This is a genomic window from Mesorhizobium sp. CA14 (genome assembly GCF_020165195.1).
In the GTDB taxonomy this organism is placed as follows: Bacteria; Pseudomonadota; Alphaproteobacteria; order Rhizobiales; family Rhizobiaceae; genus Mesorhizobium.
Window position 1 is genome coordinate 137,089 of record NZ_JAIUHR010000011.1, and the last position, 13,321, is coordinate 150,409.

General features: G+C 65.4%; 12 protein-coding genes and 1 pseudogene. 3 read left to right on the forward strand and 10 right to left on the reverse strand.

Going from position 1 to position 13,321, the window contains the following annotated elements; translation table 11 throughout:
• Nucleotides 1-3: 3 nt before the first annotated feature.
• Entirely contained in the window at nucleotides 4-918 is a 915-nt protein-coding gene (locus LB565_RS14655) for a sigma-70 family RNA polymerase sigma factor (protein WP_224585086.1), read from the forward strand.
• A gap of 37 nt (nucleotides 919-955) precedes the next feature.
• Here LB565_RS14655 and LB565_RS14660 read toward each other — a convergent pair whose 3' ends face one another.
• The 3 genes from LB565_RS14660 to LB565_RS14670 all read right to left on the reverse strand — a co-directional run bounded on the left by LB565_RS14660 (nucleotide 956) and on the right by LB565_RS14670 (nucleotide 2,435).
• Complete coding sequence (locus LB565_RS14660; RefSeq protein WP_224585087.1) at nucleotides 956-1,897, reverse strand: LLM class flavin-dependent oxidoreductase; 942 nt, start codon at nucleotides 1,895-1,897, stop codon at nucleotides 956-958.
• A gap of 141 nt (nucleotides 1,898-2,038) precedes the next feature.
• Nucleotides 2,039-2,188: a hypothetical protein gene (locus LB565_RS14665; protein WP_140544253.1), complete on the reverse strand. Its 150-nt coding sequence runs from the start codon at nucleotides 2,186-2,188 to the stop codon at nucleotides 2,039-2,041.
• Between the two features lie 55 nt (nucleotides 2,189-2,243).
• Nucleotides 2,244-2,435, reverse strand: coding sequence for a hypothetical protein (locus tag LB565_RS14670; RefSeq protein WP_224585090.1), 192 nt, complete (start codon nucleotides 2,433-2,435; stop codon nucleotides 2,244-2,246).
• 51 nt (nucleotides 2,436-2,486) lie between these two features.
• Here LB565_RS14670 and LB565_RS14675 point away from each other — a divergent pair, with 51 nt between their 5' ends.
• Complete coding sequence (locus LB565_RS14675) at nucleotides 2,487-3,254, forward strand: SDR family NAD(P)-dependent oxidoreductase (RefSeq protein WP_224585092.1); 768 nt, start codon at nucleotides 2,487-2,489, stop codon at nucleotides 3,252-3,254.
• A 209-nt stretch (nucleotides 3,255-3,463) separates the two neighbouring features.
• Here LB565_RS14675 and LB565_RS14680 read toward each other — a convergent pair whose 3' ends face one another.
• From LB565_RS14680 to LB565_RS14715, 7 genes and pseudogenes are all read right to left on the reverse strand, one after another.
• On the reverse strand, nucleotides 3,464-4,408 hold the full coding sequence (locus tag LB565_RS14680) for an ABC transporter permease (protein WP_224585094.1): 945 nt from the start codon (nucleotides 4,406-4,408) through the stop codon (nucleotides 3,464-3,466).
• Nucleotides 4,405-5,460 carry an ABC transporter permease gene (locus LB565_RS14685; RefSeq protein ID WP_224585096.1) on the reverse strand — a complete coding sequence of 352 codons (1,056 nt, stop codon included), beginning with the start codon at nucleotides 5,458-5,460 and terminating at the stop codon, nucleotides 4,405-4,407. Before LB565_RS14685 ends, LB565_RS14680 begins: the two co-directional genes overlap by 4 nt.
• A 239-nt stretch (nucleotides 5,461-5,699) precedes the next feature.
• A pseudogene (locus LB565_RS14695) lies at nucleotides 5,700-6,950 on the reverse strand (ABC transporter ATP-binding protein); the annotation flags it as partial.
• Between the two features lie 190 nt (nucleotides 6,951-7,140).
• Nucleotides 7,141-8,166, reverse strand: coding sequence for a BMP family protein (locus tag LB565_RS14700; RefSeq protein WP_224585098.1), 1,026 nt, complete (start codon nucleotides 8,164-8,166; stop codon nucleotides 7,141-7,143).
• Between the two features lie 274 nt (nucleotides 8,167-8,440).
• Nucleotides 8,441-10,510 (reverse strand): 3-hydroxyacyl-CoA dehydrogenase NAD-binding domain-containing protein, encoded by a 2,070-nt coding sequence (locus LB565_RS14705; RefSeq protein ID WP_224585100.1) that lies wholly within the window; start codon nucleotides 10,508-10,510, stop codon nucleotides 8,441-8,443.
• A 103-nt stretch (nucleotides 10,511-10,613) separates the two neighbouring features.
• A complete protein-coding gene (locus tag LB565_RS14710; protein ID WP_224585102.1) occupies nucleotides 10,614-11,204 on the reverse strand; it encodes a hypothetical protein in 591 nt (196 codons plus the stop codon).
• 46 nt (nucleotides 11,205-11,250) lie between these two features.
• Nucleotides 11,251-11,859, reverse strand: a complete 609-nt coding sequence (locus LB565_RS14715; protein ID WP_224585119.1) for a TetR/AcrR family transcriptional regulator — start codon at nucleotides 11,857-11,859, stop codon at nucleotides 11,251-11,253.
• Nucleotides 11,860-11,937: 78 nt separating this feature from the next.
• On the opposite strand from LB565_RS14715, the gene LB565_RS14720 reads away from it, so the two are divergent.
• Nucleotides 11,938-13,221, forward strand: a complete 1,284-nt coding sequence (locus LB565_RS14720) for an MFS transporter (RefSeq protein ID WP_224585104.1) — start codon at nucleotides 11,938-11,940, stop codon at nucleotides 13,219-13,221.
• Nucleotides 13,222-13,321: the final 100 nt, after the last annotated feature.

Here is a 13,321-nt window from a genome sequence, read left to right on the forward strand (position 1 = left end):
TGCGTGACCGGTTCGCAGGATCAGTTGGTTGCGGCGACCGAAACCAGGCTTCGCGCCTTCGAGCGCGAGGCCGCTTCGCTGAGAGCCAAGCTGCACCGCTACGCTTCGCGCATGGTCGGATCGGTCATCGACGGCGAAGACATCGTCCAGGAAGCCTTGGCCAAAGGCTTCGTGGCGATCAGGAATGGCGACATGCCCGACAAGACCGAACCCTGGCTGTTTCGTATCGCGCACAATGCGGCCCTTGATTTCCTGCGCAAGCGGGCCCGCTTGCGGGGACGCGAAAGCGAGGTCAAGCTCGACACGATCGCCGACGAGAATTCGGCGCTGGATGCGCGCATTGCCGCCGAGGCGAGCCTTGCCCAGCTGATGCAATTGCCGCCGGCGCAACGGTGCGCGGTCGTGCTGAAGGATGTGCTCGGCCACAGCCTGGAGGAGATCGGCGAAATCCTCGAAACCTCCGATACGGCGATCAAGGGCGCGCTGCAGCGAGGCCGCGAGAGCCTGCGCAAGCTGGCAGTTGCGCCGCGCATGGCGTCGCCCCGCCCGGCGCTCGATCGGCAGGACATGCGGCGCCTCGGCGACTATGTGGCCGCCTTCAACGCCAGGGACTTCGATGCCTTGCGCGGCCTGCTGGCCGAGGACGTCAAGCTCGAGCTGGTCAACCGCCTGCGCGCCGACGGCAAGGAATATGTCGGCAATTATTTCGGCCGCTATGCCGACGAGACGCATTGGCACTTCACGACCGGGCTTGTCGAAGGCCGGCCCGCCATCCTGGTCACCAGCCCGGAGCGTCCGGACGGACCGCCGCGCTACTTCATCCTCATCGATTGGGAGAACGGCCGGATTGCGGGCATCCGCGACTTCCTGTTCGCGGATTATGTGATGGACGGCCTGGACTACTCATCCCAACCATAGGGGCCGGCCGTAGGGTCCAACAGACATTCCCTCGAAGTCACCGGCCTGCGTGGATCCCGGCGAAGGGACGGGACGCAGGCATTCCCGGCTGCGGAACCTCGGCCTCGCGGCGCGCCAGCGAATTCGCGACCAGCGTGATCGTCTCGCGCCCGATGCGGGCGATCTCGCCTGGACGATCGATGCCGCCGATCATGAATTCCTCGATGCCCAGCGCGGCATAGGGCAAAAGCGCCAAAGCCAGCCGCGCCGGCGGCCCGGCGATCTCGACCGCCTTGTGATCCGGGGTTCCCGTCCAGCCGTCCGGATGGATGCGCACCGGCAGCGCGAAGCGCAGCCTGCCGCGGCGGCCGTGCTCGGCGGCGGCGCTGCGCGCGCGCTCCATCAATTGCCTCACCTCGTTGGGCGAACCGGCGGCCAGCTCGAAGACATCGGCATGCTTGCCGGCGACCTTCAGCGCGGTGCCCGACTGGCCGCCGAGCCGGATGACGAGATCGGCGCCGTGCGGACCTTTGCGCGGCACGAAGCCGCTCCGGACGCTGTAGAAGGCGCCTTCGTGGTCGAACGGCCTGTCGTTCGACCACAGGCGCTTCAGCAGCACCAGATATTCGTCGATGCGCTGCCACACGACACCGTGGCCGACCGGCCGCGCCTCGGCATCGCTATCTTCCAGCGGTTCGCTCAACATGCGAAGCGACAGGCGGCCGCCGCCTCGACGGTCGAGCGCCGCGAGCTGCCTTGCCGCCACTGTCGGGTCGATCACGCCGGCCCAGTGCGTCAGCACCACCTCCAGCGAGCCGTTACGGTCGAGCGTCTGGGCGGCGATGTCCATATTGGTGAGCAGGCCGGCCGGATCGTCCACCACCAGCTTGCGGAAACCGGAATCCTCGATCAGCGACAATTTGGTCGCCGTCTCGGCGAAATCGTAGAAGAAGCTGCCATTGGCAGGCTTGCCTGGAACATGCGTGAACTCGATCGGCATTGCCATCTCCTCCATCACGTTGGGTCGCCCCGCTCCGAACCCGAGTAAATCCATCTCGTCGGCGCGCGTCAGCGCGCCGGTCTTCAGCTCCGATTACTCAACTCAGATTTTTGGAACGCCGGGTCTCTTGCCCCGGCTCAGTCAGGGGATGATCCCGAAAACGACGGCGCCAGTGAACACGAAGGCAAGCGCAAAGACGAGGTAGGCGAACGTGCCGCCATAGGCGGGCCTCCAGCTCTGGTCGGCGGCAAGCCTCTGGCCTTTGCGCTGGGCGTTCTGAATGTAGGACATGGTCGATCCTCCGTCGCGACCATTAAGCTATAAAGTTAGTAGACTTTGTCGATTGCTATTTTCGGGCAATTTCTGGAACAGCATTTTTGAAAACAGGCAATTTGTGGTTTTTCGTACTCGCCGCATCTCCGGTGTAGCCGATTTCAGAAACTAGGCGATCCGGCCAAACGGTTTGAAAATCGAGCGCTTCCGGGCGCTCGTACGCACAATGTCCAATCGCGCGAACGGCCTTGGCCACCTCACGCATGGCGGATAGCATCGCTTGAGCCGATATCGGCGGCACTGAGGAGAGAAAAGAATGGGTGGAAGGCTGGCGGGCAAGGTCGCGATCGTTTCGGGCGGCGCGACAGGCATGGGCGGGGCGGCTTCGGAGCTGTTTGCCGCAGAAGGCGCAAAGGTGGCGATCATCGACCGCAATGGCGAGGCGGCCGGAAAGACCGCCGCGGCGATCCGGGCGCGAGGCCATGTCGCCGAGCATTTCGTAGCCGACGTTTCGGACGAGGCGCAGGTCGAAGCGGCGGTGAAGGCGGCGACGGCGAAGCTCGGCCCGGTCACGGTGCTGTTCAACCATGCCGGCACGATCGTCATCAAGCCTTTCCTGGAAACGACGCTGCAGGAGTGGGACTGGCTGCATGCCGTCAACGTCCGCTCGATGTTCCTGATGACCCGCGCGGTGCTGCCGGGCATGATCGCCGCCGGCGGCGGCTCGATCGTCTGCACCTCGTCGATCTCGGCGGTCGCGGCGACGCCGAACGAAGTGCTCTATGACACGACCAAGGGCGCCTGCCACATGTTCGCGCGGGCGATCGCGGTGGAGTTCCGCGACCGCAACATCCGCTGCAATGCCGTCTGTCCTGGCTTCATCCGCACGCCGCACGGCCTGCGTGAAGTGGCCGATCTCGGCAAGCTCGGCGTCGATGTCTCTGACGCGGCCATGGCCGCGCAGCAAGGCCGCATCGGCGAGCCGGAAGAAGTCGCCAAGGCCGCGCTGTTCCTGGCGAGCGACGAATCGAGCTTCGTCAACGGCGCGCATCTGTTTGTGGACAATGGATTTACGGCGATGTGAGTTCTCTTCCTCGCCCCACGTAAGTGGGGAGAGGTGGCTCGGCGAAGCCGAGACGGAGAGGGGACGCCCTGCGTGAAGTTAGAACCGGCTGAGGATTTGGCGCAAACACGGTGCCGAAAGAGCAATCATCTGACCGTCGGCGCAGCCCCCTCTCCGGCCGCTTCGCGGCCACCTCTCCCCCGCTTTGCGGGGGAGAGGAAATCCGCGTCCTACCGCTCCTCCCGTCGGAACGGCTTCAGCAGCGCCGAAGGCGCGACCGCGTTGCGCGACATGAAGGCCATGGCGACGATGGTGAAGATGAAGGGCAGCATCAGGAAGGCTTCGTAAGGGATGTGGCCGAGGCCGCTCGCCTGCATCCTGAGCTGCAGCGCGTCGACGAAGGCGAAGAGCAGCGCCGCGCCCGCCGAGCGCCACGGATCCCAGCGGCCGAACACGACCAGCGCGATCGCCACCCAGCCGCGCCCGGATACGACACCGAAGGTGAAGGCGTTGAACTGCGCCATGGTGAGGAAGGCGCCGGCAAGGCCCATCAGCGCGCCGCCGAGGATCACCGCCTGAAAACGCGTGGCAATGACGCTGACGCCGGCCGAGTCCGCCGCGCGCGGATTCTCGCCGACCATGCGCACCGACAGCCCCCAGGGCGTGCGGTAGAGCACGAAGGCGGCGAGCGGGATGGCGAAGATGGCCAGGTAAACCAGCGTGAACTGGTTGAACACCGCCGGGCCGAGGATCGGGATATCCGAAAGCAGCGGGATCGGCACCGTCTTGAAGCCGTCGATGCTCGGCGGCACCGATTGCTGGCCGAAGATCAGCCGGTAGAGGAAATAGGCAAGGCCCGAGCAGAACAAGGTCACGCCGATGCCGCAGACATGTTGGCTCAGCCCCAGCGCCACGGTGAACAGCGCATGCAGCGCGCCCATCAGCGCCCCGACCAGCACGGCCATCAGCACGCCCAGCCACAGGCTGCCGCTGAGGCTCGCCGCGGTGAAGCCAGCCATCGCCGACAGCAGCATGATGCCCTCGATGCCGAGATTGAGCACGCCGGCGCGCTCGGAAAACATTTCGCCGAGCGTGGCGAAAGCGAGCGGCGTGGCGATGCGGATGATGGCGGCGAGGAAGCCGACCTGGAAGATCTGCTCGAACACCGCGCTCATGGTTGCGCTCCCACGCGGCGGATGCGGTAGGCGGTGAACAGCAGCGCCACCAGCATTGCCAGCAGCGCCGTACCTTGGATGACGTCGCTTAAGAAAGCCGGCACGCCGGTCGCGCGTGACATCGCCTCGGCGCCGGTCATGACCGCGGCCAGGAAGATCGCCGCCGGCACCACGCCGAGCGGGTTGAGCCGGGCGAGCATGGCGACGACGATGCCCGAATAACCATAGCCCGGCGAGATGTCGCTCATCACCTGGAAGTGCACGCCGCCGACCTCGCCGACGCCGGCAAGCCCGGCCAGCGCGCCGGAGAGCAGCGCGGTGGACAGCAGAACGCGCTGCACGTTGATGCCGCCATAGCGGGCGGCTTCCGGATTTTCGCCGGTGACGCGAATCCTGAAGCCGAGCGTGGTGCGCGCGATCAGAAACCAGCAAAGGGGTGCCGCGATCAGCGCCACGACGACGCCGAGATGCAGTCGCGTGCCTTCGATCAGCACCGGAAAATTGGCCGAATCCTCGATCGGCGGCGAGATCGGGTAGCCGGAGAAGGTGTCCTTCCACGGCCCCTCGATCAGCGCCATCAGCGCGTAATAGATGACCGAGTTGAGCAGCAGCGAGCTGACCACGTCGTCGACCTTGAATTTGACGCGCAATGTCGCCGGCACCAGCGCGACGAGAGCGCCCGCAGCCGCGCCTACAAGGGCCATCAGCAGCATGGCGAGATAGCCCGGCATCGGGATGGCGCCGACGAAGCAGCTTGCCACCGCGCCGGCGAGCAGCTGGCCCTCGGCGCCGATGTTCCAGAATTTGGCGCGGAAGGCGATCGCCACCGCCAGGCCGGTGAAGATCATCGGGGCGGCGCGCACCAGCGTCTCGGTGATGGCGTAGCTGTCGCCGAGCGATGCGGACAGCATGACGCCATAGGCCTCGATCACGCCGGCGCCGGCAATCGCGATCAGGCCGCTGCACAGGATTAGCGTCGCGGCGATGGCGACCAGCGGCAGCGTGAGATTGAACCAGGCCGGCGTGGACGTGCGGGCTTGGAGGCGAAACATCAGGCGTGGCCCTCCGCGCCGGTCATCATCAGGCCGAGCCTTGCGACGGTGGCATCCGCGCTGGAAAGCGTGCCCGCAATGCGGCCCTCATACATCACGGCGATACGATCCGAGAGCATCAGCAATTCCTCGAGGTCCTCGCCGATGACGATGATGCCGCAGCCCTTGGCGCGCATGGCGAGGAATTTTTCGTGGATGAAGCGGGCGGCGCCGATGTCGAGACCGCGCGTCGGCTGCGAGACGATCAGCACCTTGGGATCGAAAGCGAGCTCGCGTGCAAGAAGCGCCTTTTGCAGATTGCCGCCGGACAGCGCGCCGGCGCGCACCATCGGCCCCGGGCAGCGTATGTCATAAGCCTTGATCTGTTGCTCGGCGAAGGCGCGGATCGCGGCCGGATTGAGCAGGCCCTTGCGGCTGAAGGCCTCGGTGCCGATGCGCGGCAGCACCATAGAGTCGGCTAAAGGCAAATTGGTCACCAGGCCGGTCGTCATCCGGTCTTCCGGGATGCGGCCGAGGCCGAGCGCCTGCAATTCGCGCGGCGAAAATTGCGTCACCGCTTTGCCGGCTATCGTCATCGCTCCGGTCTTGGGCGGCAGCATGCCGGAAATGACGTCGGCCAGCGCACGCTGGCCGTTGCCGGAAACGCCGGCGATGCCCAGGATCTCGCCAGCGCGGACGAAAAGCGAGACGTCGCGCAGCGGCGTGCCGGCGTGGGCGGAAGTGGATATGCGGTCGAGCGTCAGCACGGAGGCGCCGGGCGTCGAAGCCTGTTTGACCGGCGGCACGATTTCATGGCCGCACATCAGCTTGGCCATTTCCGCCGATGTGGTGCTTGCCGGACGGTCGACGCGGCCGGCGACCTTGCCGTGGCGCAGGACGACGCAGCGATGGGTGAGGGCCCTGACTTCGTTGAGCTTGTGGGAGATGAAGATGATGCCGAGCCCTTGCGCCGCCATCGAGCGCAGGGCGGCGAAAAGGCCGTCCACTTCGCTCGGCGCCAGCACCGCCGTCGGCTCGTCGAGGATCAAAAGCCTGGCGCCGCGAAACAGTGACTTGATGATTTCCAGCCGCTGCTGCTCGCCGACCGACAGCGCCGATACCGGCAGGTTCGGATCGAGGCTCAGCCCGTATTGCCGGCCGATCTCGGCCAGCCGGGCGAGCCCGCGCGTACGGTCGATGCGGCCGGACTTGCCGGGAATGCCGATCAGCAGGTTCTCCAGCACCGTGAGGCGCGGCGCGAGGTGGAAATGCTGGTGCACCATGCCGATGCCGGCGGTGAGCGCGTCGGCGGAATTGTGGATGGCGACCGGCCTGCCCTCGACCAGGATCTCGCCCGCGTCCGGCGCATAGGCGCCGAACAGCACGTTCATCAGCGTCGTCTTGCCGGCGCCGTTCTCACCCAAAAGGCCGAGGATCTCGCCGGGCGCGACGCTGAGGTCGATGGCCTCGTTCGCCTTGACGGCGCCGAAGCTCTTGGTGATGCCGCGCATTTCGATGAGTGGGGCGGACAAGGGGGCTCCTGCGCTGGTATCCCTCCCCCTTTGAGGGGAGGGTGCCGAGCGAAGCGAGGCGGGAGGGGTCGCCTCAACCGCCTCGACGTTGATAAAAAGGATGGAGCGCGTCGCGGGCGACCCCTCCTGGCTCTGCGGGCCACCTCCCCTCAAGGGGGGAACGCCGGCTCTAATCCGAAACCGGCGTGTTCTCGTCGACGTCGACGCGGAAATTGCCTTCGAGGATCTCGGCCTTCTTCTTCTCGACCAGCTCCTTGACTTCCGCCGGCAGCGTCTTGTCGAACTTGTGGTAAGGCGCCAGATATGAGCCGCCCTTGGCCATGCGCGAGAAATCGCCATAGTCCTGCGCGGTGAAGACGCCGGCCTCGACCAGCTTGATCGCCTGCTCGACCGTCGGGTACATGTCCCACACCGGGCCGGTGATGACCGTATCCGGCCCGAGGCTGGACTGGTCGGACATGTTGGAGATGGCAAAAATCTTCTTCTCGACCGCCGCCTCGATGACGCCGAAGCGTTCGGCATAGATGACGTCGACGCCGGCGTCGATCTGCGCCACGGCCGCTTCCTTGGCCTTGGGCGGATCGAAGAAGGAGCCGATGAAGGCGACCTTCTTCTTGACGTTCGGGTTGACCTCCTTGGCGCCGGCAAAGAAAGCGTTGACCAGCCGGTTGACTTCCGGAATGCCCATCGCCGCGACGGCGCCCACCGTGCCGGACTTCGACATCTTTCCGGCGATCATGCCGGAGAGATAGGCGGGCTCGTGGATCCAGTTATCGAAGACGCCGAAATTGGGCTCGGCCGGACCGGCGCCGGAGCCGAACAGCCACGCCGTCTTCGGGAATTGTTTGGCGGTGCGGCGCGATTCGCGCTCGGCGGCGAAGGCGTCGCCCAGCACCAGCTGGTAGCCGCCCTGCGCATATTCGCGCATCACGCGGCTGAAGTCGGCGGTCTGCACCTTTTCCGACCATTTGTATTCGATGCCCAGCTCCTTCTCCGCCTTCTGCAGGGCGACATGGATCTGGTTGTCCCACGGCTCCTCGATCGGGGTGGCAAAAATCGCCGCCACCTTCAGCTTCTTGTCCTTGGCGAAGGCCGCGCCGGGCAGCACGGTAGCCGCGAGGCCGAGCGCGCCGAGTTCCAGCACGCTGCGCCGCGACAGGCCGGCGCGTTGCGTTTTGCTACGTTCGTTCTCCATTGAAGTGCCCCTCTGTTCGACAGCCGTGTCGAGCCGGCCGTTCCAAAAAATGTCAGACGTTCGAGACTATGGAACGGCGCCTGAGATTTGTCCACATGGTCAAATTTGGGTGTGGTCGTTGCGGGCAAGCCGGGAAGGTCGGCGGGACAGCACCCCCCTCTGGCCTGCCGGCTATCTCCCCAGCAAGGGGGGAGATTAGCGGCTTGGGCGCCACGCTGTCGGGGAGATGTCCGGCAGGACAGAGGGGGGCGCGAAGGATCGCGGCGTAACGCCGCTATCCGCCCGCAACCTCCCACGATCCCGTCTCGGCAAACCGTCTCAACACCGGCGCCGGCTCGAAAATCGGCCGGCCGGTCTGCCGGTGCCAGAACTCCAGCCGCTTGACGATCTTCGCCGCACCTTCAAGCCCGGCCCAGAACATCGGTCCGCCCTTGCCGATCGGGAAGCCGTAGCCATTGGCCCAGACGACATCGATATCGGACGCGCGCGCGGCGATGCCTTCCTCGAGTATCTTGGCGCCCTCGTTGACCAGCGGGTAGAGCGTGCGCTCGACGATCTCGTCGGCGCCGATCTCGCGCCGCGCAATTCCAAGATCCGCCGCCTTCGCCCGGACCAGCGCCTCGACTTCCGGATCGGCAATCGGCTCACGCGAGCCGGTCTCGTAACGATACCAGCCGCGCCCGGTCTTTTGGCCGAAATGGCCCTGCTCGCAGAGCGCATCGGCAATCACAGCCTTCTGGCCGCGCGCCTTACGGTTGCGCCAGCCGATATCGAGGCCGGCGAGGTCGCCCATCTGGAACGGTCCCATCGGCCAGCCGAAATCGGTGAAGGCTTTATCGACCTGGCTCGGCGTCGCGCCTTCCAGCAACAGCGTCTCGTTCTCGGCGCCCCGCGCCGACAGCATGCGGTTGCCGACGAAACCGTGGCAGACGCCGACGACGACCGCCACCTTGCCGATGCGCCGCGCGAGATCGGCGACCGTCGCCAGCACTTCGGGCGCGGTTTTTTCGGCGCGCACGATCTCCAGGAGCTTCATGACGTTTGCCGGCGAAAAGAAATGCATGCCGAGCACGTCCCCCGGACGCGAGGTCGAGGCGGCGATTTCGTTCACGTCGAGATAGGAGGTGTTGGTGGCGAGGATGGCGCCGGGCTTGGCGATGGTGTCGACTTTGCCGAACACCTCCTTCTTGACCGCCATGTCCTCGAACACGGCCTCGATGATCAAATCGCAATCGGCGAGGTCGGTATAGTTGGTGCTGCCCTTGAAAAGTCCGAGCCGCTTCTGCTGCGCCTCTTCGCTCAACGAGCCGCGGCTGACGGAGACGGCATAGTTCTTCTCGATCGTCGCCAGACCGCGCCGCAGCGCTTCCTCGCTTGTCTCGAGCAAAGTCACCGGGCGATCGCCATTGGCGAAGGCCATGGCGATGCCGCCGCCCATCGTGCCGGCGCCGATGATGCCGACGCGTTCGATCCGGCGCTTCTGCAGATCCTTACCCGGTATCTTCGCCGCCTCGCGCTCGGCAAAGAACAAATGCCGCTGCGCGCGCGATTGATCGCCGGAAACGAGCTTCAGGAAAAGTTGCCGCTCGGCCGCAAGTGCCGCGTCGAACGGCAAGGTGATCGCGTTGCGCACGGCTTCGGCGCAGGCCAGCGGCGCGTCCAGCCCACGGGCTTTTTTGGCGAGATCGGCGGCTAAGCGGTCGAAGGCTGCAAGATCGGTCCCGGCAAGGCGCTCATTGCGCTCACGCACCGGCACGTACGGCCCGCCTCGATCAGCCATTTCGCGGGCGAAACGAACCACCTCTGCCAACAGATCGCCATCGACAATCGCATCGGCAAGACCGGCGGCCTTCGCCTCGCCGGCCGAGATCGGCGTGCCCGAGACGATCATGCCGAGCGCTTTCGCGGCGCCGACCAAGCGTGGCAAACGCACCGTCCCGCCGCCGCCCGGCAAAAGGCCGAGCTTTACCTCCGGTAGGCCGAGCTTGGCGTCGGCGTCCGCGACGCGAAAATGGCAGCCGAGCGCCAGCTCCAGCCCGCCGCCGAGCGCCGTGCCATGGATGGCGGCCACCGTCGGCTTGACGATGGTTTCCAGCAGGGCGATGATGGCCCGCAATTCCGGTTGCTCGACCGGCTTGCCGAATTCGGTGATGTCGGCGCCGGCGACAAAGGTGCGCCCGGCGCAGGCTATGACGATCGCGCTCACAGCGGGATCGTCGCGCAACGCGGCGAGCGCCTCATAAAGCGGCTTGCGGACATGGAAACTCAGCGCATTGACCGGCGGGTTGTCGATGGTGACCACCGCCACGCCGTTCTCGTTCGCAGCGCCGACAGAACTGGACAAGCGGAACCTCCCAAGACCGGCTGTAATCGGAACAAGGGTTTACTAGGCAAGTCCGCCGATGGAAACCCGATCCGGCGCTGGCCTAATGTTTGGCTAGGCTCCGCTAGTTATCCACTCTCCCGAAGGCCGGCACGTCGCCGATCACTTCGCGTTTGTCCTTGCCGCAGGCGAAGGTTTTCGCCTTGTCGTCGGCGAGCTTGCGCGCTTGGTCGTTGGCCTGCGCATTGCCGGTGGCTAGAACCAGGCCGATCGTGCAGCCTTGGTGCTCTTCCGGTTGCGCCACCTTGGCGACGACGAGCACTTCGGTCGATTTCTTCTCGTCCTCGGGATTGCTGACCGAGCGGCGGTGGATGGCGGCGAAGGGGATGGCGACGTCGCCATTGGTCTCGATGCGCCATTCCACCTTCGGTCCGGAGCCGTTGAAAGCGGTGAAACTCTCCCAGACCGCGGTCATGTCGTCGGACGGAAAGCCGTAATAGACGGATTCCCGCGCGTCGTCGTAGCCGATCAGCACCGGGTAGCCGCGATAGCCCGAGCAGACGAGGCTTGCCCAGTCGCCGTCGCCTTCCGCGGCCTGCGCATAGGTCACGCAGTCCTTCTTCCAGTCGAGATCGGTATAGGCGCTGTAGATGTCGCCGGCCTGGGCCGCCTGGCAGAAACCGGCAAGGGCAAGCGGGATCAGAAGAGCGCGCATGACGGACAACTCCGTTTCGAGTTGCCGAAAAGCGTAACGCCGCCTGTTATTTCTTCAAGCTGGCTTCGATCAAGAGATCGGCGTTGCGGGCAACCGCCGCCGCCGGTCCGCCAACGCCAAACAGCTGGCCGCTGATATAGGCGCCCTCGATGAGCAGCAGCAGGCCGTCGCCCAGCGTGTCGGAGTCGCTCGCGCCCATCGCGGCGGCCATGGTGCGCAGGCGGCGGCGCAATTCGACCTTATTGTTCTCGCTCACCACCCGCGCGGGATGGCCGCGCTCGGGATATTCCACCGCAGCGTTGGTCATGCCGCAGCCGCGATAATCGGGCTTTTGCGTGCGTTTGCCGACCCGGGTCAGGAAGGCGATGATCTGGGCGCGCGGATCGCCCGGATGCGCGTCGACGGCCTCGTCGAAGCGCTCCCAAAATTCGAGGTCGTATTTGCGTAGATAAGAGGCGGCAAGCTCGTCCTTGGAGGGGAAGCTGCGATAGAGGCTCGGCTTGGTGACCCCAGCGCGCTTGACGATCTCGTCGACGCCGATGGCCCTTATGCCTTCGCGGTAAAACAGGTCGCGCGCCACGTCCAGGATCTTGTCCGCCGCTCTGGGAGCAGGGGTATCGCTCAAGGACGCTTCAATTTTATTGTCGGATGGCATGCAAACAACTCGCTTGACAATGTTACTGACCGGTACGTATGTATGGCCTCGTTCCATTGCAACGTACCGGTCAGTAACATGATAATCCAGTCCCGTCCGTTTGGCCAGCGCTACGCCTTCGTCGTTGTCGCCGTCATTTTCCTGTGTCTGCTGATCGCGGCCGGGCTTCGCTCGGCGCCGTCGGTGATGATGGTGCCGCTGGAGGAAAGCTTCGGCTGGCATCGCGACGTGACGTCCTGGGCCGCCAGCGTCGGCATCCTGCTTTACGGCCTGACCGGACCGTTCGCCGCTGCGCTGATGGAACGCATCGGGTTGCGCCGCACGCTGCTTGGCGCGCTGCTGGTGATGTCGGGATCGACCGCGCTCAGCCTGTTCATGACTGAGCCCTGGCATCTTTTCCTCACCTGGGGCGTATTTTCCGGCATCGGTTCGGGCGCGGTGGCGAGCGTGCTGGGCGCCACCATCGTCAACCGCTGGTTCAAGACCAATCGCGGCCTGATGATGGGTCTGATGTCGGCCTCCAGCGCCACCGGCATGTTGGTGTTCCTGCCTCTCATCGCCTCGCTGGCGCAGAGCGGCGGCTGGAAGCCGGTGGCGATCGCCGTGGCGATCGCGACGGCTGCGCTGATCCCGCTCGTTCTGCTGCTCGTGCCGGAACGCCCGGCTTCGATCGGCCAGGTTCGCTACGGCGCCGATGCGAATGACGTGCCGCCGGTGTCGCCGGCCTCGCAGGGCAATTTCCTGGCGCATACGCTGAACACGCTGCGCCGTGCGGCGGGCACACGGGTGTTCTGGTACCTGTTCGCCACCTTCTTCGTCTGCGGCTTCACCACCAATGGTCTCGTCGGCACGCATCTCATCGCCTTCTGCGGCGACATGGGCATTGGCGAGGTGCAGGCGGCCGGGCTCTTGTCGATGATGGGCATTTTCGACCTGATCGGCACGACGCTATCCGGCTGGCTCACCGACCGTTTCGATCCGCGCAAGCTGCTCGGCGTCTATTACGCCGTGCGTGGGTTGTCGCTGATCTACCTGCCCTATTCCGGCTTCTCGGCGACCAGCCTGATCATCTTCGCCGTGCTCTACGGGCTCGACTGGATCGCCACCGTGCCGCCGACGTTGCGGCTCGCCAACGAGGCTTTCGGCGATCGCAGCGGGCCGATCGTGTTCGGCTGGATCGTCGCCGGACACCAGATCGGCGCCGCCGCCGCCGCCGCCTTCGGCGGCACGATGCGCGAGCTGCAGGGCAATTACGAGCTGGCCTTCCTGATCGCCGGCATGACGGGCATCGCGGCGGCCTGTATCTCGCTCTTGATCAATACCGACAGGCCGGCTTTCGAGCCCGAACCGCAGGCGGCTTGAGGGGCGACTTTCCCTTCTCCCCCTGTGGGCCTGTTGCGTAATTGGCTGGTTGTGATTCTCTGAGAAGGAAGCTCGGAGGGAATCGCAATGGCGGTGAAGC

What these genes read in the sequence shown, in the direction of transcription:
- LB565_RS14720 (WP_224585104.1), top strand. Translation starts at nt 11,938, where the DNA reads ATGATAATCCAGTCCCGTCCGTTTGGCCAGCGCTACGCCTTCGTCGTT.
- LB565_RS14675 (WP_224585092.1), top strand. Translation starts at nt 2,487, where the DNA reads ATGGGTGGAAGGCTGGCGGGCAAGGTCGCGATCGTTTCGGGCGGCGCG.
- LB565_RS14715 (WP_224585119.1), bottom strand. Translation starts at nt 11,859, where the DNA reads ATGCCATCCGACAATAAAATTGAAGCGTCCTTGAGCGATACCCCTGCT.
- LB565_RS14660 (WP_224585087.1), bottom strand. Translation starts at nt 1,897, where the DNA reads ATGCCGATCGAGTTCACGCATGTTCCAGGCAAGCCTGCCAATGGCAGC.
- LB565_RS14670 (WP_224585090.1), bottom strand. Translation starts at nt 2,435, where the DNA reads ATGCGTGAGGTGGCCAAGGCCGTTCGCGCGATTGGACATTGTGCGTAC.
- LB565_RS14700 (WP_224585098.1), bottom strand. Translation starts at nt 8,166, where the DNA reads ATGGAGAACGAACGTAGCAAAACGCAACGCGCCGGCCTGTCGCGGCGC.
- LB565_RS14710 (WP_224585102.1), bottom strand. Translation starts at nt 11,204, where the DNA reads ATGCGCGCTCTTCTGATCCCGCTTGCCCTTGCCGGTTTCTGCCAGGCG.
- LB565_RS14685 (WP_224585096.1), bottom strand. Translation starts at nt 5,460, where the DNA reads ATGTTTCGCCTCCAAGCCCGCACGTCCACGCCGGCCTGGTTCAATCTC.
- LB565_RS14665 (WP_140544253.1), bottom strand. Translation starts at nt 2,188, where the DNA reads ATGTCCTACATTCAGAACGCCCAGCGCAAAGGCCAGAGGCTTGCCGCC.
- LB565_RS14680 (WP_224585094.1), bottom strand. Translation starts at nt 4,408, where the DNA reads ATGAGCGCGGTGTTCGAGCAGATCTTCCAGGTCGGCTTCCTCGCCGCC.